At 36.9% G+C, this 26601-nt stretch carries 20 protein-coding genes and 3 pseudogenes; 22 read left to right on the plus strand and 1 reads right to left on the minus strand.

Going from position 1 to position 26601, the window contains the following annotated elements; genetic code table 11:
* The first annotated feature begins 203 nt into the window (after window positions 1–203).
* From H4J66_RS19635 to H4J66_RS19725, 20 genes and pseudogenes are all read left to right on the plus strand, one after another.
* A complete protein-coding gene (locus H4J66_RS19635) occupies window positions 204–917 on the plus strand; it encodes a hypothetical protein (protein WP_182176599.1) in 714 nt (237 codons plus the stop codon).
* 30 nt (window positions 918–947) lie between these two features.
* Window positions 948–1112 (plus strand): annotated as a pseudogene (locus tag H4J66_RS20690) (hypothetical protein); the annotation flags it as partial.
* A gap of 60 nt (window positions 1113–1172) precedes the next feature.
* A pseudogene (locus H4J66_RS19640) lies at window positions 1173–2479 on the plus strand (efflux RND transporter permease subunit); the annotation flags it as partial.
* Window positions 2480–2483: 4 nt separating this feature from the next.
* Window positions 2484–3170, plus strand: coding sequence for a HupE/UreJ family protein (locus H4J66_RS19645; protein WP_409049370.1), 687 nt, complete (start codon window positions 2484–2486; stop codon window positions 3168–3170).
* A gap of 74 nt (window positions 3171–3244) precedes the next feature.
* Window positions 3245–3784 carry a hypothetical protein gene (locus H4J66_RS19650; RefSeq protein ID WP_182176644.1) on the plus strand — a complete coding sequence of 180 codons (540 nt, stop codon included), beginning with the start codon at window positions 3245–3247 and terminating at the stop codon, window positions 3782–3784.
* Window positions 3785–3859: 75 nt separating this feature from the next.
* Entirely contained in the window at window positions 3860–4180 is a 321-nt protein-coding gene (locus tag H4J66_RS19655) for a DUF6488 family protein (protein ID WP_404842774.1), read from the plus strand.
* A gap of 242 nt (window positions 4181–4422) precedes the next feature.
* Window positions 4423–4809, plus strand: a complete 387-nt coding sequence (locus tag H4J66_RS19660) for a CopL family metal-binding regulatory protein (RefSeq protein WP_310650686.1) — start codon at window positions 4423–4425, stop codon at window positions 4807–4809.
* A 176-nt stretch (window positions 4810–4985) separates the two neighbouring features.
* Entirely contained in the window at window positions 4986–5504 is a 519-nt protein-coding gene (locus H4J66_RS19665; RefSeq protein ID WP_182176601.1) for a DUF411 domain-containing protein, read from the plus strand.
* A complete protein-coding gene (locus H4J66_RS19670; RefSeq protein ID WP_182176602.1) occupies window positions 5504–6958 on the plus strand; it encodes a TolC family protein in 1455 nt (484 codons plus the stop codon). Before H4J66_RS19665 ends, H4J66_RS19670 begins: the two co-directional genes overlap by 1 nt.
* Window positions 6958–8748: an efflux RND transporter periplasmic adaptor subunit gene (locus H4J66_RS19675; RefSeq protein ID WP_182176603.1), complete on the plus strand. Its 1791-nt coding sequence runs from the start codon at window positions 6958–6960 to the stop codon at window positions 8746–8748. The genes H4J66_RS19670 and H4J66_RS19675 overlap by 1 nt, the downstream gene beginning before the upstream one ends.
* A gap of 17 nt (window positions 8749–8765) precedes the next feature.
* Window positions 8766–11903: an efflux RND transporter permease subunit gene (locus H4J66_RS19680; protein WP_182176604.1), complete on the plus strand. Its 3138-nt coding sequence runs from the start codon at window positions 8766–8768 to the stop codon at window positions 11901–11903.
* Between the two features lie 97 nt (window positions 11904–12000).
* The gene (locus tag H4J66_RS19685; RefSeq protein ID WP_182176605.1) at window positions 12001–12651 is read left to right on the plus strand and encodes a PepSY domain-containing protein; all 651 of its coding nucleotides are present in this window, start codon (window positions 12001–12003) and stop codon (window positions 12649–12651) included.
* The gene (locus tag H4J66_RS19690) at window positions 12651–14504 is read left to right on the plus strand and encodes a 2Fe-2S iron-sulfur cluster-binding protein (RefSeq protein WP_182176606.1); all 1854 of its coding nucleotides are present in this window, start codon (window positions 12651–12653) and stop codon (window positions 14502–14504) included. The genes H4J66_RS19685 and H4J66_RS19690 overlap by 1 nt, the downstream gene beginning before the upstream one ends.
* Before the next feature lie 32 nt (window positions 14505–14536).
* The gene (locus H4J66_RS19695; protein WP_182176607.1) at window positions 14537–14833 is read left to right on the plus strand and encodes a hypothetical protein; all 297 of its coding nucleotides are present in this window, start codon (window positions 14537–14539) and stop codon (window positions 14831–14833) included.
* 59 nt (window positions 14834–14892) lie between these two features.
* Window positions 14893–15426 carry a cytochrome c gene (locus H4J66_RS19700; RefSeq protein WP_182176608.1) on the plus strand — a complete coding sequence of 178 codons (534 nt, stop codon included), beginning with the start codon at window positions 14893–14895 and terminating at the stop codon, window positions 15424–15426.
* Window positions 15427–15567: 141 nt separating this feature from the next.
* Window positions 15568–15936 (plus strand): nuclear transport factor 2 family protein, encoded by a 369-nt coding sequence (locus H4J66_RS19705; protein ID WP_182176609.1) that lies wholly within the window; start codon window positions 15568–15570, stop codon window positions 15934–15936.
* 303 nt (window positions 15937–16239) lie between these two features.
* Complete coding sequence (locus H4J66_RS19710) at window positions 16240–16569, plus strand: hypothetical protein (RefSeq protein ID WP_182176610.1); 330 nt, start codon at window positions 16240–16242, stop codon at window positions 16567–16569.
* A 179-nt stretch (window positions 16570–16748) separates the two neighbouring features.
* The gene (locus tag H4J66_RS19715; RefSeq protein WP_182176611.1) at window positions 16749–17111 is read left to right on the plus strand and encodes a hypothetical protein; all 363 of its coding nucleotides are present in this window, start codon (window positions 16749–16751) and stop codon (window positions 17109–17111) included.
* 533 nt (window positions 17112–17644) lie between these two features.
* Window positions 17645–18223: a heme-binding protein gene (locus H4J66_RS19720; RefSeq protein WP_310650687.1), complete on the plus strand. Its 579-nt coding sequence runs from the start codon at window positions 17645–17647 to the stop codon at window positions 18221–18223.
* 293 nt (window positions 18224–18516) lie between these two features.
* A pseudogene (locus H4J66_RS19725) lies at window positions 18517–19514 on the plus strand (transposase).
* 168 nt (window positions 19515–19682) lie between these two features.
* Here the strand turns inward: H4J66_RS19725 and H4J66_RS19730 are convergent.
* Window positions 19683–21698 carry a methyl-accepting chemotaxis protein gene (locus H4J66_RS19730; protein WP_182176613.1) on the minus strand — a complete coding sequence of 672 codons (2016 nt, stop codon included), beginning with the start codon at window positions 21696–21698 and terminating at the stop codon, window positions 19683–19685.
* Between the two features lie 510 nt (window positions 21699–22208).
* On the opposite strand from H4J66_RS19730, the gene H4J66_RS19735 reads away from it, so the two are divergent.
* Together H4J66_RS19735 and H4J66_RS19740 are read left to right on the plus strand one after the other, a co-directional pair.
* Window positions 22209–22853, plus strand: a complete 645-nt coding sequence (locus tag H4J66_RS19735) for a transposase (RefSeq protein ID WP_259369195.1) — start codon at window positions 22209–22211, stop codon at window positions 22851–22853.
* Between the two features lie 604 nt (window positions 22854–23457).
* Window positions 23458–26346 carry a pitrilysin family protein gene (locus tag H4J66_RS19740; protein WP_182176614.1) on the plus strand — a complete coding sequence of 963 codons (2889 nt, stop codon included), beginning with the start codon at window positions 23458–23460 and terminating at the stop codon, window positions 26344–26346.
* The last annotated feature ends 255 nt before the right edge of the window (window positions 26347–26601 follow it).

The following is a 26601-nucleotide window of genomic DNA, read 5'->3' on the forward strand; positions in this document are numbered from 1 at the left end:
GCAACAGTAAATCAATAGATGTAATGTTAACCGCGGGGTGTGGATCATCTATGGCATTGTCTATAAGGTGCTTATTTTCAAGAGCATAATTCTTATCATTCCAAAATATTCTTTAAATACCACCATATGCCATACCACTTCAGCTTACTGGAGGGGAGAAAACCTGGATTAATGAAGAGAGCGCCGTTAGCTTTCCTGAATTATTGGCAAATGAGACTAAGATAAATGAGAATGTTGATTTTATTGAATTTGACTATTTTACAAAGATCATAAATTTGACTCAAAATATATTTGCGAACTCAATAGTAGGTTTAGTGAATAAGGTTCAAGGGCTTAATTTTAGGAAACCAAAAATTAGAAAAAATTCATCTATTGAATCCCTAACAAGCTCTTTGGCTATTTTTCTGGAAGGTGAGTCAGATGACTATGACAGTATTGTGTTTATTTGTTATAGCATGGGAGGGTTAATTGCTAAAAACTTTATTTTGAATCACCTAGCAGAAGAATATGAAGATATTGACTTACCAGTCATAGGTTATATCTCTCTGGCTACACCACATAGGGGCTCCTTTCCCGCTTTAATTTTGGGACCTGCCAATGTTAATGCTAAAGAACTAAAACCTTTAAATAAAGATATGACAGCACTAAATGATCTCTGGGTGGATAGGTTTCATAACCTTGCAAAAAGTTATTACGTTGAAGCTCAACATGATGAGTGTGTGGGCAGTTTAAGTGCTACACCAAATACTACTAAGAAATTAAAATCAAAAACTTTGCAAGTAAGTCATAGCGGAATTTGCAAACCTAGCGATTCTAAAAGTTTAACTTTTAAAATAGTAAGTAAATATTTACTAGAAATTATAAATAGTTACATCCAAAAAAAGTTGACTGAAACAGAGTATGAATCTTATGTGTAGTCATATGACAAAGAAATATTTGTTATCAAAATGGCTTTAGCTTCAATTGAAGAAAAACTAATAGAAGATGCTAAGGAGTCATTTTTTCACGCAGAATTGATTATGCCACTTCAAAAGAATGAGATTGAGGTTTTTCAAGAGCTCAGAAGTAAAATTATAAGTATATATAGAACATACGTTTCATGTAAAGGCACCAAATCAAATAGTGAAGTGGTAAAAGAAATTCATAATAAAATTGTAGAACTAGATAAAACTTCAGTACCACCCAGTGTTGCCGATAATTTTATTATTTTAAAACCACGCAGTGAATGGCCAAATCCTAATAAACCTAAAGCACAATTTATTGAGGAATTAGCAGCCGGAGTAGAGCCTATGCCGGGTAATCGATATGAGTTCTTACAACCAATACAAATGCGCTTTAATGAGTTGTTATCAGGGGTTCGTGCAGAGCTGGCTATCAAAGTGTTTGGCGATGACTTTGATACTTTAGCAACGTTAGGAAAGAGTATAAACACAGCTATTATTAATGTTGAGGGGACTGCTGATATTCAAGTAGAAAGAACGACTGGTTTACCTATAATGACGATTAATCCTAAACTTGCCCAGCTAACAAAATATGGAATAAGCGTGAAGCAACTACAAGATCAACTTTCCACAGTGTTAGGCGGTTCGGTTGCGGGTAAGTTCTATAAGGTGACCAACGTGCAGACATAGTAGTACGACTTCCAGAAGCGCTAAGAACCGATGTTGATGCCTTGTCTTACTTACTGATACAGATGTTAGATAACAGTTATGTTCCATTACAGGAGTTAGCTGAATTGGTATTGGTTGAAGGTGCAAACCAAGTCAATAGAGAAAATGGCAAACGTAGAGTGGTTGTTACCGCTAATGTTCGAGGGAGAGATTTGGGCTCATTTGTTAACGATATTCAGGCCTCTATTGATAAGTCTGTTGAAATGCCTGCGGGTTACTGGATTGAATATGGTGGCACTTACCAAAAGTTACAATCAGCTTTAGATCGCCTATCTATCGTGGTTCCTATTACGTTGGTGATGATTATTGGTCTTCTTTTCTTGGTTTTAGGCTCATTTAAAGATTCCATGATTATTTTTACTGGCGTTCAATTAGCTTTAACAGGAGGGATTTTTGCTTTACTATTGAGAGATATCCCTTTTTCAATATCAGCCGCTGTTGGCTTTATTGCTTTATCAGGCATTGCTATTTTAAATGTCCTAGTTATGGTTTCGTTTATACAAAAACTTAGACGTGAAGGAGCTGCTTTAGATACGGCTATTATCGAAGGTGCATTGACAAGACCTCGACCTGTTCTAACAACCGCGCTTGTTGCCTCATTAGGTTTTGTGCCTATGGCGCTTAATACAGGGGTAGGCTCTGAGGTTCAACGTCCACTAGCAACTGTGGTGATCGAAGGGGTGATTTCCTCAACTATATTGACGCTATTCGTTCTTCCAGCTTTATATCGTTTGCTGCATAGCGAAGAAACCTTGACTGAAACAACTCATTCAAAAACAACTCATTCAAAGGAAACCGTAAATGTTTAATATTATGCAGCGATATGGCTTGTTGAGTTTTATCGCTTTACTTGCCATATGGTTACCGATTGAAGCTTTTGCTCATGGTGTCGATGAAAGCACAAGAGCATTTTTACTACAAAACACTGGTGTACAAATTATCCCATTTTTGTATATTGGTGCTAAGCATATGGTGACAGGGTACGATCATTTATTGTTTTTAGTAGGTGTGTTGTTCTTTTTATATAGAAGTCGAGACGTTTTATTGTATGTCAGTATGTTTACGCTAGGACACAGCTTAACCTTATTGTTTGGCGTGATCAGTGACATACAAGTTAATGCTTACTTAATCGATGCCATTATTGGGCTATCAGTTGTTTATAAGGGCTTTGATAATTTAGGTGGCTTTAATCGACTCTTTGGTAAATCACCCAATGCCAAGCTTGCTGTACTGATTTTTGGCTTTTTTCACGGTTTTGGCTTAGCAACCAAGTTACAAGAGTTTCAACTTCCTGATGACGGTTTAATTACTAATTTAATTGCTTTTAATGTTGGGGTTGAGTTAGGACAGTTTACCGCCTTGGCCTTTATTCTTTTAGTGATTAATTTTTGGCGTAAACATAGTAGCTTCACGCGCTTTGCGACCAACACTAATTGTTTGTTGATGAGTGCAGGGTTTATGTTGGTAGGTTTTCAACTGACTGGTTATTTCATTAACTAATTTATTAAATTTTTACTATTAAACTTTACCCTAATTTAAGAGACAAAACGATGCAACAAAGCGGTCCAAAAAATATGCCACAAGTTATCACATTAACGAATTCAGCATTGCTTAAATACACACTGTTCAGCTTAGTATTTGCAGCAATTACACTTTTAACCATTATATTACCTGCGGAATACAACATCGATCCAACAGGGATAGGACATAAACTTGGGCTAACCGTTTTTCACAACGTAAAGGCCGAAACGTCCACTCCACTCTCTTCACAAGAAGTAGCCGAAAAATCAAAAGTTGTTACAGAAACCATTGAAGTAATTGTTCCTGCTGGTCGCGGTGTTGAATACAAATTTATCATGGCGCAATACCAAAAGCTTGAATACGAATGGATAACAGATAGTTCAGCATTGTATTTTGATTTACATGGTGAACCAGAAGGCGACACCACGGGCTATTTTGAAAGTTATGTAATAGCAACACTGGGTGAAATGAAAGGGAGTTTTATGGCACCATTTGCTGGTTCACATGGTTGGTATTGGAAAAATACTTCTGATGCACCTGTTACTGTTCAACTTATTGTAAAAGGTGAATACACTAAGCATGGCCTTAAATAATCACCTCAAGTAATAGATAAAAAAACATACTTTAAATTTAATTAAAATAACGGGAACACCGAAATGAAAACTTGAATAGCAGCCTTATTTATTACATTGATATTTACCACAAGTTCAGCATTTGCGCATACTGACCACGGAAAAATAAGCCCTAAAGTAGCAACACAAATTGCAGCTAAAGCTATCCAAAAACTGACTTTTAAAGATTTAGGTTTCAAGGTTGGAAAATTAGACCCGAGCTGGAAGAGTTTGACCTCAGAAGATTTCAAATTACATGCAGCAGAAGCTAACCGTTATATTGTTAGTGCTAACAATAAATCAGAAAATAAAACAATTTATTTCCTGATGACAATGTCAGGCGAAGTATTAAAAGTAAATTCTGAAGCGAAGTTTTAGTCTACTAAAGGAGTTAGCTTTACACGCCTCCTTAGTTTTATTTGAAAGGTAGGTAAATAAATTTTTTGATATTTAGCAGGACAATTAATTAAAAACCAATGGTTTTCTGAAGTTGCAATAGTTCCCTTGCTTATGACACTACTACACATTAATGTCGTTTTATTTACATCGCCAACATTTACTTATTGTAAAAAAGCACTTGTTATGCGAATATTTAGTTAATTATATTATGTTGGTTACTTGTGAATTTTAATTTTCCTAAAACATTATTAGTATTGCTAGTATGTTTGGCCTTTGTTGGTCAGGCAATGGCGTCTACTCTTATGTCTTATCATATGATGAGTATGAAAGTTATGAATGACCAAGAGCAATCACAAGATATGTCAATGATGGATCATAGCATGCATAAAATGGCTAATGATTCTTCTCGTGATTCTGAAACATCAGAAGATGATTGTTGCGTAAAAGCATGTAGCTGTTTTACTGGTAGTTATTCAAGTCTTGCAACATTATTGAAATACGCTGTCAGTAACCCAATTATAGATTTATCTTCAAAAATACCCTCGTATTTATCGTTGGCACAAAGCCAACAATCCACATCTCTTTATAGACCTCCAATACTTAGTTAAATACAGAATAAGTGTGTCCAAAATTTGGGTCATTTATATAACTAATATCTGTATTAGGCTTTTTTTATCCCTGAATTTATTTAAATTCATTACTAAACATTAAAAATAACCTAATTAATCAAAAAATCAATCAAAAAATCAATCAAAAAATTAATTAATATCCCATTGGGGGAATTATGTTACCAAATAAATATAGTTTAAAGATCATCGCTACATTTTTCGTAGTGGCATTGATCGCAAGTTGTTCTGATAGTGATGCAGTTAGAGCAGAATCGAATACTGCTAAAGCACAACCTATATATCTAGACGTATATAAAAGTTCGACTTGTGGCTGTTGCAAGAAGTGGATAAGTCATATTGATGAGAATAGGTTTCAATCCAAAGTTCATGACAGAAATGATATTTCAAGCATTAAAGAAAAAAGAGGGATTCAGCCACGATATCGCTCTTGTCATACCGCTATTTCTGAAGATGGTTACGCTTTTGAAGGACATGTACCTGCAAAATTCATTCAACAATTCTTGAACGAAAAGCATGATGATACTGTCATTGGCTTGTCAGTTCCTGCAATGCCTTTAGGCTCTCCTGGTATGGAAATGGGGGATAAATTTCAACCATATAAAGTTCTTCTCTTGAAATCAGATGGAAGCTATGAAATTTATTCAAATGTTCAGTCATATGAGGAACAGTTCTAATGATTAAACAAAGTATTAATAGCAAATTACGCACAAAGTGTGGGGTAAGTATATTAGCTCTTTTATTTATTCCATCGCTTGCTGCTCAACAACCCCTATCAAGTGTTGAAAGCATTTTATCTTTCGAGATGGCAATAAAATTGGCGCAGAAGAGTGATCCTTGGCTTACGGGTAATTTTCATAAACAAAGATCTATTGAGTCAATGAGTACAGCAGTTAGTACATTACCAGATCCTAAAATATCTATTGGTCTAGCAAATTTACCTACTAATGGATTTGATTTTGGTCAGGAAGGGATGACACAAGCTAAAATAGGAATAGCTCAAATGTTCCCTCGTGGTGATACCTTAACTATTAAAAGCCAGCAACTTCGAATTCAAAGTGAGGCATTTCCCTTCCAGCGTCAGGATAGAGAAGCAAAGGTTGCTGTCACTGTAGGTAGTTTATGGCTGGATGCATATCGAGTGCAACAGAGTATCGCTTTAATAGAAAAAAACAGGTCTTTGTTTGAACAACTAGCAGATATTGCAGAAGCTAGTTACTCATCGGCATTAGGAAAAACTCGTCAACAAGATATCGTTAGAGCGCAACTTGAACTAACTCAATTAGAAGACCGATTAGAAAAGTTAGGCCAACAAAAAAATCGTTTTGAAGGCATGTTATCTCAATGGTTAACCAAATTTTCGACAAGTAATGATTCTGTAGAAACGACTTTATATAGTGATTTTTCTTTACATGACATTGAGCTTAGTCATCAAATCCCACAAATAGATTTGCTTAATAATAAATTAGTTCACAGCCAAAGTTGGTTAAATTCACAAGAGCTAGTTCAATATTTCACAAGCCATCCATCTGTTATTGCTATTGAAAAGAAAGTGAGTGCAACTAAAACAGGTATTAAGCTTGCGGAGCAAAAATATCAACTGGAATGGGGGGTAAGTGCTAGTTATGGATATCGAGCCGATGATCCTATGGGGAGAAGCAGAGCTGATTTGTTTTCAGTAGGAGTGACGTTTGATCTTCCTCTATTTACCGAAAATCGACAAGATAAAGAAGTGCAGTCTGCCATTTTTAAAACAGAAGCCATTAAAACTGAAAAGTTATTGTTGCTTAGACAATTACTTGGTTCTTATTCTAGCGCCAAAGGAAGATTGCTACGTCTCAAAAATAGACAGAACTTGTACACATCGAAGTTATTACCTCAAATACATGATCAAGCAGAAGCATCACTCACAGCATATACCAATGATGATGGTGATTTTGCGGAAGTTGTACGCTCACGTATTGCTGTTTTAAATGCAGAAATAGATGAGTTAACCCTCAATGTAGAAGAGCAAAAATTAAACCTTGAACTAAATTACCTTTTCATTGGCAGCATTAAGACTGCAATGACGACTAATAATATGAATTACATCTCTAGCGGCCAATATGCAGCTAGTGCCGGAGAAAAATAATGAGCAATAATATTAAACCTATCTTTATGGGCATGATTATTGGGGGAATCCTAACTTTTGGAGCCTACACTGTGTTAATTCCTTCAGGGAATAAACAAGGTATAAATGCGGTATCTGAAGAAAAAAAACCGCAATATTGGGTTGCACCGATGGATGCAAATTATAAAAGAGATAAGCCTGGTAAATCACCTATGGGCATGGATTTAGTACCTGTTTATGATGATGGTGGTAAAGGACCTGATGAAGGCCCAGGAACCATCCGAATTTCTCCTGATGTAGTGAATAACTTAGGTGTTAGAACGTCAACAGCTAGCTATAAGTCATTACATACAGAAATAAATACAGTCGGATATGTTACCTACGATGAGGATAAGTTAATTGATATTCACCCGCGAGTTGAAGGTTGGATAGAAAAATTATACGTTAAGGCAGTTGGTGATCCTGTTAAGAAGAATCAGCCTTTATACGATATATATTCTCCTGCGTTAGTTAATGCTCAAGAAGAACTACTATTAGCACTGGATCGTAAAAACAATAGGTTAATCAGCGCTGCTGAAAACAGATTAGCCGCATTACAATTGCATATATCAGCTATTGAGAAGTTGAAGGAAACTAAAAAAGTTCAGCAAACCATTACTTTTTATTCGCCTCAAAAAGGTGTTGTCGAAAACTTAAAGATACGTGAAGGCTTTTTTGTTAAACCTGGTTCAACCCTTATGTCAATTGTTGATTTATCAGAAGTTTGGATTGAAGGTGAAGTTTTTGAAAGACAGGCAGGACAAGTCAAGACAGGAGCACCGATTACGATGACGTTGGATTATTTACCGGGGAAAATTTGGCAAGGACAAGTGGACTTCATCTATCCGACACTTAATCAAAAAACACGCACAGTGAAAGTACGTATACGTTTTAAAAATGAAAACGGTGACTTTAAACCTAATATGTTTGCTCAAATAACTATTCATCAAACGAGTGACGAACAAGCGTTACTTATCCCTAAAGAAGCACTTATTAGGACTGGTACCCAAGATAGAGTTGTTCTCGCTTTAGGTGAGGGAAGCTTTAAGTCAGTGATTGTTAGAGTGGGTCGTTATAATAATGAAAGTGTAGAGATACTTGAAGGACTCAGCGATGGTGAAAAAATCGTTAGCTCTGCGCAATTTTTATTGGATTCAGAATCAAGCAAGTCATCTGATTTTAAACGGATGAACCATGATGAATCAAAAATAGATGATTCAGTTCCTGATTCTGTGTGGGTTTCAGCTCAAATACAAAGTGTGATGGCCAATCATAAAATGTTGACGTTAATACACGCCCCTATCCCTGAGTGGGGCTGGCCAGAAATGACAATGGACTTCATCTCTACAGACTCTGTAGATTTATCGCAACTTAAAGAAGGTCTTAGCTTACACGTGGAAGTAACTAAAACATCAAATGGTGATTATCAAGTGAGTAACATCCATGTGCCAGATGATGTTGACATTAACGCGACTGATAATAGCATTGAAGCCAGCTCTAACACTTCTTTTGCAACAGTGACGGGAAAGATAAATTCATTAATGATAGATCATGGAATGATTAATATTAGTCGTTCTGCCATTAAAAAATGGAATAGACCTGCGGCAACACTAGATTTTATTACCGATAATGGCGTGAGTTTGGCTGGGTTTAGCCAAGGAATGGACGTTAAATTTACCTTTGAAATTAGAGATGGCAATTTTATCATCAATGATATTTCACCATTAGTACCTGTTTCTGGTGCTGATGCTGTCGACCACTCAAACCACTAATATAGGAGTTAATTATTATGATAGCTTCTATCATTCGTTGGTCTATAGGTAATCGTTTTTTCGTATTGTTAGCCACCGCCATTCTTGTCGGTGTGGGGCTATATGCAGTAAAGAATACCCCAATAGATGCCTTACCTGATTTATCAGATGTTCAGGTAATTATTAAAACCAGTTACCCAGGACAAGCCCCGCAAGTGGTTGAAGATCAGGTGACTTATCCATTAACAACTGCAATGCTGTCAGTACCAGGTGCTGAAACGGTACGTGGTTTTTCATTCTTTGGTGACTCTTATGTTTATGTCATCTTTGATGAAAATACAGATTTATATTGGGCGCGGTCACGAGTACTTGAGTATTTGAGTCAAGTAGTACCTAGTCTACCAACAGAAGCTAGACCTCAACTCGGGCCTGATGCAACAGGCGTTGGCTGGGTATATCTTTACGCGTTAGTCGATAAAACAGGCCAACATGATTTGAGCCAATTACGTAGTGTTCAAGATTGGTTTTTAAAATATGAATTACAAGCGGTAAAAGGGGTTTCTGAAGTTGCTGCCCTTGGCGGAATGGTCAAACAATACCAAATACAAGTGGACCCCGATAAGTTAAGAGCTTTTGGTATTCCGCTTTCAATGATCCAAACAGCGATAAAGCAAGGAAATCAAGAGATTGGAGCCTCTGTGGTTGAAATGGCTGAAGCTGAATATATGGTCAGAGCTACAGGCTATTTGAAAGGTGTTGACGATTTAGAAAATATACCTTTAGGGGTAAACCAAAATGGTACCCCTTTATTGCTTAAAGATGTTGCTGACATTGGTACGGGACCACAAATGCGTCGCGGTATTGCCGAGCTTAATGGTGAAGGTGAAACCGTTGGCGGCATCATTGTGATGCGCTTTGGAGAGAATGCACAAGAAGTGATCGCACGCGTTAAAACAAAACTTGAGGAGCTTAAAGCGGGTTTACCCGATGGTGTAGAAATTGTGACAGTTTATGACCGTTCAGCCCTTATTGAACGTTCGGTCGATAACCTAGCCGATAAGTTAGTAGAAGAATTTATTGTTGTTGCGCTTGTATGTTTGGTTTTCTTGTTTCATTTACGCTCTTCTTTAGTGGTTATTTTTAGTATCCCTGTTGGCATTTTAACCGCCTTTACTGTGATGCATGCTCAAGGATTGAACGCTAATATTATGTCATTAGGGGGCATTGCTATTGCTATTGGCGCAATGGTAGATGGTGCTATTGTGATGATAGAGAATATGCACAAGCATATGGAACGGACTCCACTGAGCAAGGATAATCGTTGGCGTATTGTCGCCGATGCCGCTACAGAAGTAGGTCCAGCATTATTTTTTAGCTTGATGATAATCACCGTTAGTTTTATTCCTGTGTTTACTTTAGAAGCACAAGAAGGACGAATGTTCTCGCCATTAGCGTATACCAAAACTTATGCCATGGCGGCTTCTGCGGCATTAGCGATTACTTTAGTACCCGTATTAATGGGCTACTTTATTCGTGGTAAAGTGCTTCCAGAACAAAAAAACCCCGTGAATCGATTTCTCACAGCCATGTATATGCCTGCACTAAAAGCGGTGTTAAATTTTCCTAAAGTGACACTTGTTGCTGCACTAGCTGTGTTTGCTATTGGTTTATACCCACTAGATAAAATTGGTAGTGAGTTTATCCCTCCACTTGATGAAGGCGATTTGATGTATATGCCAACTACTTATCCAGGGATCTCTATTGGCGAAGCTCGTCAATTATTGCAACATACTAATAAGTTAATTAAAACGGTGCCAGAAGTTGAAACTGCCTTTGGGAAAGTTGGGCGTGCTGAAACAGCGACTGATCCGGCGCCTTTGACGATGATCGAAACATTTATCCAATTAAAGCCTCAAAGTGAATGGCGAGAAGGTATTACCACTGATAGTTTAAAAGCAGAGTTTGATGGGCTAGTTAACATTCCTGGGTTAACCAATGCTTGGGTTATGCCAATAAAAACACGTATTGATATGCTCGCAACGGGGATTAAAACGCCAGTAGGTATTAAAATAGCTGGACCTAAACTCAATGTTATCCAAGATATTGGTCAACAACTTGAAAATATCTTACAAGATGTGCCAGGCACCGCCTCAGTATATTCAGAGCGTGTCGCAGGAGGACGTTACATTAATGTGGATATTCAGCGGGCCAAAGCGGCTCGTTATGGTTTAAATATTAGTGACATACAACAAGTTATTGCTACCGCTATTGGCGGCATAAATGTTACTCAAACCATTGAAGGGTTAGAGCGTTATCCGGTGAATTTACGTTACCCTCAAGATTACCGAAATTCTCCTGAGCAATTATCATTACTACCGATTGTTACGCCTAATAGGCAGCGTATTTCTCTTGGCGATGTGGCCAATATTTTTGTTGAAGATGGACCTCCAGGCATAAAATCTGAAAATGCCCGTTTAAATGGTTGGGCATTTATTGATATTGAAGGCGTTGATGTTGGCACTTATGTTGAGTCAGCCAAAAAAGTGGTTACTGATAAGTTATCACTGCCAACGGGGTATTCTATTGCTTGGGCAGGGCAATACGAATACATGGAACGTGCAAAAGCAAAACTGACTTACGTGGTACCGCTTACCTTATTCATCATTGTTATTCTCCTGTACTTAAATTTTAGAAATGTTATTGAAGTCGCAATGATTATGGGGACGTTGCCGCTCGCGATGGTAGGCAGTATTTGGTTAATTTACCTTGAAGGTTTCAGTTTTTCCGTTGCTGTCGGGGTGGGATTTATAGCCTTAGCAGGTGTCGCAGTAGAAATTGGCGTGATTATGTTGGTTTATTTAAACCAATCTTATCGAGACATGCTTAAAAAACATCAAGAACAAGGTATTACCACAATAAAAGCAGATGTTTTTCAGGCGGTATTATATGGTGCTGGCATGCGTGTTCGCCCAGTAATGATGACCGCAGGTACAGTCATTGTTGGCTTATTACCGATTTTATATGGCACAGGTACAGGCTCTGAAGTGATGAGCAGAATTGCTGCACCTATGGTAGGTGGAATGTTGAGTGCGGTTATTTTGACATTACTTGTTTTACCTACGTTGTATTATTTATGGCGCTCGTCATCGGTAAAAAGTACGGCAAAGAAGGCATAACAATATGAAGTTACTAAAAACTAGCCGTAAATTTCATAAATGGTTAATGTTGTTTTTGGGCCTTCAGTTTTTGATCTGGTCAATATCAGGAGCCTATATGGTGATATTTGATATTGACTATATTCATGGTGATAGTTTGGTGGTTAATCACCAAACTAAACTTGATGCAGATACTATTACTTATCCGTTTTCAAAACTACGTCAGCAATACCCCAATGCCGAAAGCATAGAAGTTGAGGTTTTCATTGATCAAGCTGTTTATCGTTTTAAGCAAGGGAATAATAAATATCTCGTTGATGCTCAAACGGGCCAGCAGCTTTCCCCGTTAAATGAGGTGTCCGCGATCCGAGCCGCTCAACATTATTATAGTGGTAAAGGTGGCGTGGCAAAAGTTGAAATTATTCAAGAAAATCCGCCATTTGAATTGAGTCGTCGAGCTTTACCCGCTTGGCGAGTTAACTTTTATGATTTTGGCAATCCTTCGATTTATGTTTCAGCTCAGACGGGGAAACTTGTCAGTAAACGACATGAATTTTGGCGTATCTTTGATTTAATGTTTAGCTTGCATGTGATGGATTACGAAGATGAAGATCCGAGTAATCAACTATTGTTTTGGTTCACCTTATTTTCGATATTGGCATCAATATTTGGTGGAGTATTAAGTTACTTTGTTATTTTTAAAAACCGAGCAAAAAATACTACAAACATAGCTCATTTAGCTAAAGAAATTACAGGAGAAGCAAAATAATGTTACTCCTTAAAAAACTGCATAAGTGGTTGTCGTTATTGGTCGGATTGCAACTATTGATTTGGTTAAGTACTGGCTTGTATTTCAATCTAATGGATCATGAAAAGGCATCGGGTAATCAATTTCGTCAACGCCCGGCTGTAGCTCAGGTAGATATTAATAGGTTAGTTGAGCCTCAACTGGTGTTGTCTAGATCTAAGCGGTCAGTATCATTAAAACAAATATCTTTGTTAGCACAACCTTATTATTTATTAACTCATCAGAAAGGGTTATATAGCCATTTTAGCAACAATTACTCTGTTGTTGATGCTTATACAGGTAAGCCCATAGTTATTGATGAGGTAATGGCTACAAAGCTAGCGCAATCTTCTTATAAAGGTCAGGGAAGAATTAACAGTGCCATTAAATTATCCCCGCCTTATGACGATATACCGCGCGAACAAAACCATGTTTGGCAGATAAATTATGCTGATTATATTAATACTAGTGTTTACATAGATGCTGGCTCAGGCCGGATAATTAAACATAGTAATGATGATAAGCGTTTTGTAGATATTTTCTTTATGTTGCACTTTATGGATTATGGCACCGAGGGAAGCTTTAATAATGTTCAAATCACTGTTTTTGCTATTTTCACTCTTTTCTTTTCCCTAACTGGTTTTATCTGGACAATTGAACTGATTTTTAATGGCCAATACAAAGTTAATTTTGGTAGGAGAAAGCGTAATTTAGCGTTGTTTGACAAGAATGAGCAGGCTATGGGGGAATTTGAAGTAACTGCCAATACAAGCATACTTGATGGGCTGATTGATCATGATATAGTTTTGTCATCAACCTGTGGAGGTGGTGGTACTTGTGGGCAGTGTAAAGTGCGTATTGATGGGAAAGTTAAAGTCACTTCAGCAGATCATGTTCACTTTACGGATGAACAATTACAGCAAGGCTTCCGCTTAGCATGCCAACATGATGCAAGTGAAGTTGAACAGCTCACCTTATTGGATTCAACAAAAGCTAAAAAGCACCAACTTGAATTAACCCATAGTGAATTTGTTAGCCCATTTATGAAAGAGCTTCGCTTTAAAGTTGTTGGCGGGTATAAGCTTGCTTTTAAAGCGGGTGCTCATATGCGCTTTTTTATTCCTGCTGCCAAAGGTGTATCTATTCCGCACCGTTTACCTGAAGCATTAAAACCCCACTGGCATCATATTGAACATTTAGAATATGAGCATAACGCCTGTAGTCGAAATTATTCCTTGGCTAATGGTCATGGTCAAAATAACGGTGGTGCAGAAGAGCTGATGTTTACCATCAAAATTCAAAATGCTCCTGACAAAATTGTATTTCCCGGTGTCGGTTCAAGTTATTTATGTAACTTATCTGTAGGTCAGACAATAGAAGCGGTAGGACCCTTTGAAGATTTTTATGCAAAACCATCAAGCAATAAAACTATGATACTAATTGGTGCTGGCTCTGGTATGGCTCCGCTTAAATCTCTGATTGAAGAGCAGTTACATAGCGGTATAAATGAGAAGTCTACTAAAAGAGGAATTTACTTTTTCTATGGTGCTAGAACGGAGGATGATTTGTTGTACCAAAGTGAATTCTTTCAATTAGCTAAACAATTTGCCAACTTTAATTATTTTCCGGTGTTATCGCAACCATCGGCTGAATGGACGGGAGCAAAAGGCTATGTTCAAGAGCTTTTAAAATTACAAATTGAAGGTATCAGTCAAATAAATAATGTTGAATTTTATTTGTGTGGACCACCAGACATGATGAGTACAACCATTGATTTACTGAAAACAAAGAATGTAGATGCAAGCAATATTGCATTTGATGAATTTACACAATAAACCTTAATAATTTATTAAACTAGGAGTAAACCATGAAAACTTTAACAAAAATAGCTTTGGTGTTAATACCAGCCATCACTTTATCAATGGCAGCTACTGCACATGATCCTAAATTGCATGTCAAAAAGGCTGAAAAGGCTGATTGTAGCAAAATGGATCACAGCAAGATGGATATGAAAGATCCTGTCGCTATCGCTATGATGAAAAAATGTATGAAGCAGGCTGAGAAGTCAAAAGATAAAATGGATCACAGTAAAATGATGGATCACAGTAAAATGAAAAAAACTGAGCAAAAAAAGAAAGATGGTGATAACGAACATAACCATTAATTAACTAAAATAGCCACTTAGCGTCTGTGTTAGGTGGCTTTTTGCTTAAAGGAAAGCATATGAAAATTATTAAATCATTATTACTATTTGCTGTATTAGGTATAGGTGCAGCGGCTACGGTGATGTATTCAGGTGTAGTTGATGTTGCGGCTGATGAGCCACATGGTGATTTGGTTTACTGGTTTTTAGAAGAAACCAGAGAAAACTCTATAAAAAAATCAGCTCAAGCTATTGAAGTACCTGATTTAAGTGCTCCTGAACTGTTATTAACAGGAGGCAATGACTACGAATTTATGTGCTCTAGTTGCCATTTAAAGCCTGGTCAGCGTGAGAGTGATATGAGCGTAGGCTTATATCCCGCACCACCTAACTTATCACTTTTTCCTGAAAGTCATGAAAGGCAAGAACACGTCGATGCAGCACAAGCTGATCGTAAGAGTTTTTGGGTGATTAAGCATGGAATTAAGGCATCAGGCATGCCAGCATGGGGTAAAACCCACGACGATGAACGTATATGGGCAATGGTTGCTTTTATAAAACGATTACCGACTTTGACACCAGAGCAATACCAAATACTTACCGCGATAGATTAATGTCTAATTAAATTTAAGAAAAAGGGATAAGTGATGATAAAAATTAAAATACCCATGTTGATTGTCTGTTTAGTCTTAGTGTTTTGAGGAAATGTAAGTATTGCGAAAGATAATGAACATCATTCTGGTCAAAAAACTGAAATGTTTATCGGTGTTGATTCACCTGCCGGAAAAGTGGTTATGCAATTCCATCTAGTGCTGAAAACCGTTGATCAAACTACAGCGAGGAAGCTACTGGCAGATGATGTTTTAATCTTTGAAGGTGGTGGAGTGGAACGCTCAGCCGATGAATACGCTCACCATCATATGTTTTCAGATATGAAATACCTTGCTGCTATGAAGAGTGAACCATTAGAGCATAATGTAAAAGTTATGGGTAACAGCGCTGTGTCGGTGTCACGCAGTAAAACTATGGGAACTTACAAAGGAAAAGAACTAAAGTATGAAGGTATGGAGACTATGGTGCTAGAAAAGCAACAAGTAGAATGGAAAATAGTTCATATCCATTAGTCAAATTAGTAATTAAATCAAGCAGTTAAAGTGGTAATGATAGTGATTAAATCTATAGTTTTTATTACTGTTTTGTATGTTAAGTTTGGTTCCATCTTAAGTGTTTTTTGTTATTTATAACTAATTTATTTTTTAGGTGGTAACTCACTAGAAATTTTAAAGGCGAATCAGAAATGATTCGCCTTTTTTATTTGTAATGATCTCTTTGTTATTTATTGCTAACACGACTATACAAGGAGATAGCGACAAAGTTTGTCGCCTCGTGAGTAGATACTTTCATAACTAACGATATAAGGGATTAAGATGGTCTCAACTAAAATTTATGGGTATGCAGTAGGAGAAAATAGCCGATCTATTTCTAATTATATTGCTCATGAGCTGCTAACCGTTGATTGGCAGCTTGGTCATTATCAACCTAAATTGTTTGCTAATAATATGAAACATGCAGATTTACTTGTTATCGTTGCTAATCTCAGTTGCACTGAGGGTCTAATAAAAATAGAAAAAATGGTAAAGGTAGCTGAAAATTTGGCAGTAACGACAGTAGTTTTTTTGCTTCACCCAAAACAACAATTAAATAAGTTACGTTCGATAAAGAAATTAACTAGGAAATTAACTAGGACAGTCGCTTAAAGTTGAAGAATAGAAGCTTCTTAACTATGGTCAATAAATGACTGCTATTTAAAAGGACTTTGTCATGACAACCGCAAGAAGACAACTCATTAGTATATCTGACACACCTTATTACCATTGTATTTCTCGCTGTGTACGTCGTGTTTTTTTAAGAAATTAACTAGGACAGTCGCTTAAAGTTGAAAACGCGAGTAGAAGAAGCTAAAAAAGGTAAGCAACCCCAAATGTTACTGCCCTTTGTGGGCAACCCACGACAAGCAATGCCAAAAGGTTTACCGTTTGAACTTAAAGATTACCTTGAATTAATTGAAATGACAGGGCGTTGCCTTCGTGAAAATAAAGCGGGTCATATTGAGAAAAACCAACCCGCACTGCTTAGCCGTTTAAATATCACTCCTGAAAATTGGCTAACCCTGACAAAAGATTTCAGAAAGCTTTTTCATGGAGCGGTGGGGCACAGCGATGTATTGTCTGATTACTCTGAGCATAAAGGCTTGAAGCGGCGAAATAATGTCAGTTGTTGTGATAAGCTTTTAGCGTAACGATTCAGTACTCATTATTCACCTCATTTTCTAACAACACATCAAGCCTGATGTGTTTTTCGTGTCCAGAAAACACCATTTATCCTGTTTATTTGAAATGATAATAAATAATATTCGACTTTAGGGTTTTTGAGTGATGACTGAGCTTTTTTTGAGTGTTTTTTAGTCTTTTGTTGTTGGTTTGTTTTAGGATGTATTATAAGTGAGTGTCCTAGTTAACTTGTTGTTGTCATCTGTTAATTAAGTTTATGAAATTTAAAAAGGCGGATCAGCAATGATTCGCCTTTTTACTTATTACGGTTAGAAAAGTGAGCCGATATCGGCTTTCTTGTAATTCAGCACTAATCGACGGCAACCAACAGGTTTTATTGAAGATAAAATTTAATATTGAATTGAACTAATTTCCCAGTTTTACGTATCTAGTCTTAATAAAAAATTAAAACAGTGAGAAACACTGTTTTATAAGACCTCAAGGAAATTCTATGAAATTACTTTTCACACTTCTTGTTCCACTGATTTTGGCCGGTTGCTCCGTGTTTGGAGAAAGTGGAGTTGATAGCGCGCCTTATACACTATTGAAATCTGATAAGGCACAGAAAATTGAAGTGCGTAACTATGAATCGATAGTGCTAGTGTCATCTGACATGTCAGCCGACGGAATGAACGGTGCTTTTAGGAATCTGTTCAGATACATTACTGGTGAGAATGAAGGCGCCACTGAAATAGCCATGACAGCACCTGTACTGATGGATGAATCAGAAGCATTATCTAAGGGTACCAAAATCACTATGACCGCTCCGGTGTTTATGAAAGAGCGATCAGAACAACAAGTAATGTCATTTGTAATGCCTGCCGATTTTACGATACAAAGTACCCCTAAGCCAACCAACCCAGACGTCTGGATAACAGAACTAAAGGATTACAAAGTCGTGGTGATAAAGTTCAGTGGACTACTCAGTGATAGTAATGTTGAAACACAAACCCAAATCCTCAATAGCTGGATAGCGAAAAATGGCTATACCGCAGTTAGTGAGCCTATTAACGCAGCCTACAATGGTCCTTTTACCATTCCATGGTTTCGCCACAACGAAGTGTTAATTGAAGTAAAATAGCCCAAAATGCATTACTATTGGTTGTTGTAAATGCCAGTCAGGGTATCTGTTTTCCCTCTGACTGGCTTGCTGCTGTGCAAGACGAAACATTTAAATGTCTGCTTTTTCGAATAACGTTCATTGACCAAATAATCACAAAATCTCTTAACAGGCCACCCATAATAACTTAGGCAGTTTTTGTTTGAGACCCTTCTTCCTTTTTAAAATCTCTTAACAGGCCACCCATAATAACTTAGGCAGTTTTCGTTCAATAAACTAGACTTAAGTTACCTTTATTCAGTCGTGTGATTGTTATGCCTAAGCCTCGTTCACAACAAATTAGTTTATTGGATACACCTTATTATCACATTTGCAGTCGAACGGTACGCAGCGCTTTTTGTGTGGCGTAGATAAGCAGACGGTTGTCAGTTTCGAGCATCGACGCAGATGGATTGAAAAACGATTATTTACATTATCTCAGGTATTTTAGATAGATATCTGAGCTTATACTGTCATGCATAATCATTTACATATCGTCTTGCATGTTGATAGTGAGCCAATAGAAAACTGGTCAACCGATGAAGTATTACAACGTTGGGATCAATTATTCAAATGGACCTTATTAACTCAAAAATATTCGAACAGACAACCGCTTTATAAGTTTCAACTAGCGACGGTTAAAAGTACGGTTGAGATGTATAAGCAGCGTTTAATTGATATCAGTTGGTTTATGCGCTCATTGAATGAGCCGATAGCCCGACAAGCTAACCGAGAAGACCAATGTACCGGACATTTTTGGGAAGGACGCTTTAAATCACAAGCACTGCTTGATGAAGCGGCGTTACTGTTGTGTATGGCATATGTTGATTTAAACCCTATACGAGCAGGTATTGCGGTTACCCCAGAGCAGTCTGACTTCACCAGTATTCAACGACGCATTAAAGCGGCTATAACCGGTGAGCAACCGACCTGCTTATTACCTTTTACGGGCAATGAACCCCATCAAGAATCCACTGGCGCGTGTATTTATTTTAGCTTACAAGACTACTTAACTCTGGTTGATGAAACAGGACGCCTCCTGGGTGATGATAAACGAGGCGCCATCGACACTACTAGCGCAACTATCCTCGCGAGGTTACACATCAATGATGAAAGTTAGCTAAAGCTTAATACGGATTTTGAAACTATCTTCACAGGCGCTATCGGTATTGCTGAACATTTATGTGAATTTAGTGAGCATGTTGGTTTACAGCGAACACATGGTATAGCGAACACTCAGGTCTGTTTGAATAGTACACAACGCTTTTTATGAATAAGACGTAACCTTACTACTATTTTAAAGCAGTGGGTTCAACTTGGTTATCATTTGATGTTTTAAGAAAGTAGTTGCGATAAAGGACTATATAAACTCACTTTACCTTATCATTATTTTTTGTGGTTATTATGGGTGGCATAGTTATTTCTAATTAATTAGCTAAAATTAAGTGATTTTGAATTCTGATACCAACACTTGTAAATTTATTGATAGTTCAGACAATTCATTCCCTGCTTTTGATGTTTGAACAATTGCTTCAACATTTTCATGTGTTTTATCGTTAATACTCACAATACTGATATTAATTTCTTCAGTGACCACTTCTTGCTGCTCAGACGCTGAAGCAATATGACTACTCATTTCATTTATATTCGCAATGGAGTCAGAAATTGTAATGAGTACATTACCAGCATTTTCTGCTTTAACGACAACCTCTTTTACTTGTTGTTGACTATGTTTCATGGACGCAACAGCTTCTTTAGACTTAGTTTGTAGTTTAGTAATAATAGTACTTATTTCACCGGTAGATTGTTGCGTTCTAGCTGCCAAAGCTCTTACTTCATCAGCCACCACAGCAAAACCACGTCCTTGTTCACCTGCTCGAGCTGCCTCTATCGCGGCATTTAATGCGAGGAGATTCGTTTGGTCTGCAATTGAGTTAATTACCTCTAGGACACTCGCAATTTCGTTACTGCTTTGCTCTAATTCAAAAATAGTACTACTAGTACCATCAATTTTATCAGTTAGCTTGTTAATGGTTAAAATCGTTTGCTGCATTATTTCAGAACCATCTACAACAGAAATTTTTGCTTCACTTGAAGCATCAGACGTCGTTAACGTGCTTTGAGCTACATCTTTTACAGTAGCTGCCATTTCTGTAATTGCTGTCGCTATTAATTCTGTTTGCCCTGCTTGGTCTTGAATGGATTTTTCAATTTGTGTTGATATGACAGACGTTTCTTCAGCGCATATCGCTATTTGATTGCTCGCATCAGTGACTTTTTCCAATGAATTTCTAAATGCTGCTAGCATTTTATTAACGATTACTATTGCATTCGAAATTTCATCGTTTCCATTATTGGGAATTTGAATCGTTAAATCACTATTTTTATCAACAAGTGCTAATGAGTGAGATAGCAATTTAATGGGGGTACGAATACTACGAACGATTAACGTAGATAATGTAAAAGAAATAGCGATACCTATCAATAATAAAATTAAAGCGCCTACTTTTGCACTTTCACTGGTATCTAATAGCTCTACACTGTCATTACTGAGTAATTCTTTCTGGTTTTGTGCCATTTTTTCTAAAATAATTTTAATTTCAAAACCAAGTGGAGCGGCTTTTTTAGCTAACCAATAGTTAGCTAAATTCCAATCTTCTAAAGAACGAGAAGTTAACATTTTTTGCGGCAATGAATCAAAAACCCTTTTCGCCATAGTGAAATTTGAAAAAGCATCTTTTTGTTTAGCATTCAATAAGTTTTGGTTGTTTTCTAAGTCTGAAAATCTTAGTTGGTTTTTACGCCACAATTTTTCAAAGTCATTGCGATATTTTTCTTCACCTGATAACAAATAACCGCGAATATTAGCAATCCCCAGACCAAGTGTGCCACGAACATCGGCCATCATGCCCAGTAATGATTTTCTTTGTTCTGTTGCTTTTAAGGTGAGCTCTATATCAATCATTTTTGTTATTTCATATGACATTATTGACGCTTGCGGAACAGCTTGCTTGTAGAGCATAGTAATTGAAGGGATATTTTGCGGTGATTGAGCGATATTTTCTATCTTTAATTGTTCTTTTTCAAATGATTTTAATAAAGATTTCATTTCACTTAAGCGTTTTTTGTTTTCAGGGTTAGTCCAGTTGGCTGACATTTTGTCTAATGCAGCTATTGCTGGATTTATTTCTGTTTCCCACGCAAGCTGCCTTTCCATTTTAAATTTATCTTTTCCGAGTAATATCCATCCTCTTAAAGCAGCAAGCGCATGATTTACACCATTTAATACACTTGCACTGGCCTGAGCTGTTGGTATACGTAATTCAATAACTGTACTTGCCTTCTTTGACAAAACATTAATTTGATAGATAGAATAAAAAGAAGTTATTGCTAAAATCAGGGTGAGTAAACTAAATGCCACAATTAACCTAGAACCAATTGAAAACTTTCTTAACATTGTACATCTCTCTTATATATAACAATCTATTACTTTAGGTTCTGTAAAAATAATAAAATAATACTTGATTTGTGACACTCCTTTGTACAAAAGTTAGTTATCTAATTATTTGTAAATTCTATTTGATATCTGTAGTGTACGTCTCACTTTATAAGCTAAAAAATATAATATTCATCATATATATAGACTAATGAGTGATAAAAACAATTAGAACGCGTTGAGTTGACCTTAATTACCTGTTCAAGTGGTTTTTTATTAAATACTTTTTTGGCTGGTGAATAATCTATCAATTTGAGCTAAAACTAAACGAATGGCCTTTGTCAATTATTTGGGTTTCATAATTCTTATTAGGCCACCCATAATCACTTATGCAGTTTTCGTTCAATAAACTAGACTTAAGTTACCTTTATTCAGTCGGGTGTCAGTTTCGAGTATCGACGCAGATAGATTGAAAAACGATTATTTACATTATCTCAGGTATTTTAGATAGATATCTGAGCTTATACTGTCATGCATAATCATTTACATATCGTCTTGCATGTTGATAGTGAGCCAATAGAAAACTGGTCAACCGATGAAGTATTACAACGTTGGGATCAATTATTCAAATGGACCTTATTAACTCAAAAATATTCGAACAGACAACCGCTTTATAAGTTTCAACTAGCGACGGTTAAAAGTACGGTTGAGATGTATAAGCAGCGTTTAATTGATATCAGTTGGTTTATGCGCTCATTGAATGAGCCGATAGCCCGACAAGCTAACCGAGAAGACCAATGTACCGGACATTTTTGGGAAGGACGCTTTAAATCACAAGCACTGCTTGATGAAGCGGCGTTACTGTTGTGTATGGCATATGTTGATTTAAACCCTATACGAGCAGGTATTGCGGTTACCCCAGAGCAGTCTGACTTCACCAGTATTCAACGACGCATTAAAGCGGCTATAACCGGTGAGCAACCGACCTGCTTATTACCTTTTACGGGCAATGAACCCCATCAAGAATCCACTGGCGCGTGTATTTATTTTAGCTTACAAGACTACTTAACTCTGGTTGATGAAACAGGACGCCTCCTGGGTGATGATAAACGAGGCGCCATCGACACTACTAGCGCAACTATCCTCGCGAGGTTACACATCAATGATGAAAGTTAGCTAAAGCTTAATACGGATTTTGAAACTATCTTCACAGGCGCTATCGGTATTGCTGAACATTTATGTGAATTTAGTGAGCATGTTGGTTTACAGCGAACACATGGTATAGCGAACACTCAGGTCTGTTTGAATAGTACACAACGCTTTTTATGAATAAGACGTAACCTTACTACTATTTTAAAGCAGTGGGTTCAACTTGGTTATCATTTGATGCTTTAAGAAAGTAGTTGCATAAAGGACTATATAAACTCGCTTTACCTTATCAAAAGATATTGTCATAAGCTAAAAAGACAAGCAATGGCTTATCATTATTATTTGTGGTTATTATGGGTGTGATTATTTAGATAGTTATTTATAATAATTATGCGCTACAAAAATAAGGTTGGCACTTTTTTGTTAGTACTATCTTTACAGTAAGAATACGCAAAAAAACGCCAATTAAACATAAACAGCCCAAACATAAAATAATTGCCTTCCCATTTTATTCCTTTATTTATAACCCGTACTTATTTTGTTACATGATGTAGCGGCTTATCCTGAAAAATTTAATGAAAAAATTCTCAGAGTTACATAAAATACATCAATAAAAATAAAGGGAACTATGATGAAAAAGAAATATTTAGCGGCTGTCATAGCTGCAAGTTTAACGTTATCCGCCTGTATGGCAACCAGTAGCGACTCTGGCAATAATATGTCACAGCAATCAAGCCAAGAGAGCGCAAACAAAGTCTTTAGCCAAAAATACTTGTTCAAAGAGTTGGCTAATGGTTTACGTGTCTTAGTGGTAAAAACAGACTATCCAGATCTTGTTTCAGTACAAATCCCCGTGTCTGTAGGTTCTCGTGATGAAAATGAAGTAGGTAAAACAGGCTTTGCCCACTTCTTTGAACATATGATGTTTAAAGGTTCAGAAAAATTTCCGCAAGCTGTTTATGCCGATCTATTTAAGAATGCCGGTGTTGATAACGGTGCTTACACCACCAACGATTACACTAATTATCATTTAGATTTTTCTAAAGATCATTTAGATAAAGTATTAGAGATTCAAGCTGATCACTTTAAAAATCTAAAGTACACCGAAGCACAATTTAAAACAGAAGCCTTAACGGTAAAAGGTGAGTATTTAAAAAATAATGCTAGTCCAACTCGAAAGTTGTTAGCGGCGGTGCGAAAAGAAGCATTCGATACTCATACTTATAAGCATACCACTATGGGCTTCTTTGAAGATGTAGAAGCAATGCCTGATCAAGTTGCATATGGTGAACAGTTCTTTAAACAATTTTATAAGCCAGAATACGTTTCTTTAGTAATTGTCGGTGATGTTGAACCAGAAGCAACAATGGCCATGGTCGAGAAGCATTGGGGAAATTGGCAAAAAGGTGATTTTGTTAGCACTATAGCACCTGAGCCAAAACAGGAAGCTGCGAAATATGTTCATGAAAAATTCGATGGCTTACCGGGTCACTGGTTACTCGTTTCTTATAAAGGTGCTAATTGGCAACCCAAGAAAAAAGATCGCGCGGCTTTAGATTTAATTTCTGAATTGTATTTTTCCAATAACTCAGCATTGTATCAAGAACTCGTTGTTGATAAGCAGTTGGCTAGCCAAATGTTTAACTACAACCCTGAAACAAAAGATGCTGGCTTACGTCACGTATTTATCAAAGTGAATGATGAAAAAGACCTAGCAACGGTTCGTGATGCAGTAAACCGTACTTACGCACAAGTAAGAACTGAGCTCGTTTCTTCAGAAAAACTTGATAACTTAAAGTCTAACTTAAAATATAGTTTTGTTAATAGTTTAGATTCATCAGAGTCTATCGCTTCAACATTGGCGAGTTATATGCATTTTGACCGCGATCCCGAAACGATTAATCACCTCTATAATAGCTTTGACAATATTACAGCTGAAGATATTCAACGTATTGCTAATGAATACTTTATTGATGAAAATCGCACAACAGTGACTTTATCAGCATTAGATGAGATTGCCGACTTTGAAAAAGAAGTTGACTTAAATGGCGCCGTTGCAAAAATAGTCATGAAAAATTCGCAGCCGAGTACTCCACAGTTTGCGGTATTAGATAAGACCAATGACTCACCGTTGATTGATGTTAACTTCTTATTTTATACCGGTGCTGCAGCAGATCCAGCCGGTAAAAAAGGGGTAGCGGCTTTAACCGCTCGTATGTTAACTCAAGGCGGCTCGGCAACAAAAAGCTATCAAGATATTAAGAAAGGTTTATACCCTTTAGCTGGACGTTTTTCGTCGCAGCTTGATAAAGAAATGATGTCATTTACTGGTCGGGTGCATAAAGATAATGCTACTCAGTGGTACGAACTTATTAGCGATCAATTATTAAATCCAGGATGGCGTGAAGACGATTTTAAGCGTCTGAAAAAAGAGCTTGTTGACGGTATTAAATCAGGTCTTAAATCTTCTAATGATGAAGAATTAGGTAAAGAGGTGCTTTATAGCGAACTTTATCAAGGGCATGTTTACGAAAACTACAATAGTGGTGATTTGTCTGACTTAGCCGCTATTACTCTTGAAGATGTTAAAGCGTTCTACAACACCCAACTTTCCCAAGCAAAATTAAACTTAGGTATAACTGGCGCTATGCCTAGTGCTTTAAAAGCACAATTAATGACAGATTTAGCGACTTTACCCGTCGGTGATGAAAAGCGCTTAACAATTGCTAAAGCACCCGTTTTAAAAGGTCATCATGCGACAATTATAGAAAAAAGTGCGCAATCAACAGCGGTATCTTTTGGTTTTCCCATTGATACTATACGCAGTGATAAAGACTGGGCGGCACTTTGGTTAGTGCGTTCATACTTTGGTGAACATCGTAGTTCTAACAGCTACTTGTATCAACAAATTCGTCAAGCGCGTGGCATGAACTATGGAGATTATTCTTATATTGAATATTTTCCACGAGGGATGTACCAAACTAAACCTGATGCAAATTTAGGTCGTTCTAGTCAAATTTTTCAAGTGTGGTTACGTCCTTTACGTTCAAATAATGATGCTCATTTCGCAACGCGTGCCGCTTTGTATGAATTGGACAACTTGATTGAAAAAGGCATGAGCGAAAAAGACTTTCAAGCAACACGTAATTACTTAACAAACTATGCACCGCAATTAGTGGCTAGCCAAGATAAACAGTTAGGTTATGCACTTGATAGTGAGTTTTATCAAACAGAAGAGTTTGTTAAGTACGTTCGCGATCAATTTGCAAAACTATCATTAGATGATGTTAATCGTGTTATCAAAGAAAACTTACAAACAGATGATATTCATTATGTTTTCATTTCAGGCGATGGTAAAGACATGAAGCAACGTTTGTTGTCTGAACAAGTATCACCGTTAACGTATAACAGTGATAAGCCAGCAGAGCTTTTAGCGACCGATAAAATTATCGAAAGTTACAAGTTAGCACTGCCGTCGAAAAATGTTGAAGTGATTGCAATAGATGAGGTTTTTCAATAAATTGCGTTTACACTCACTTTAATAGATATTCGTTATTATCTTATTGAAGATTATAAATAACTAAATAAGAATAACGCATGTAGTTAAAAATAAAAAACCGGCATCTGCCGGTTTTTTTATTTATTAATAACGATTAATTGTGCTTTATGCATCGAGTTTAGATATATCTGTTATTGGGCTAATAAACGGTGATTGTAATTTTCCAACTCAAGTTACCAAAGATATCGCAGCGTTAGTTGCAAATGCCAATAGCTA

This window comes from Colwellia sp. MB3u-55 (assembly GCF_014076785.1).
GTDB lineage: Bacteria > Pseudomonadota > Gammaproteobacteria > Enterobacterales > Alteromonadaceae > Colwellia_A.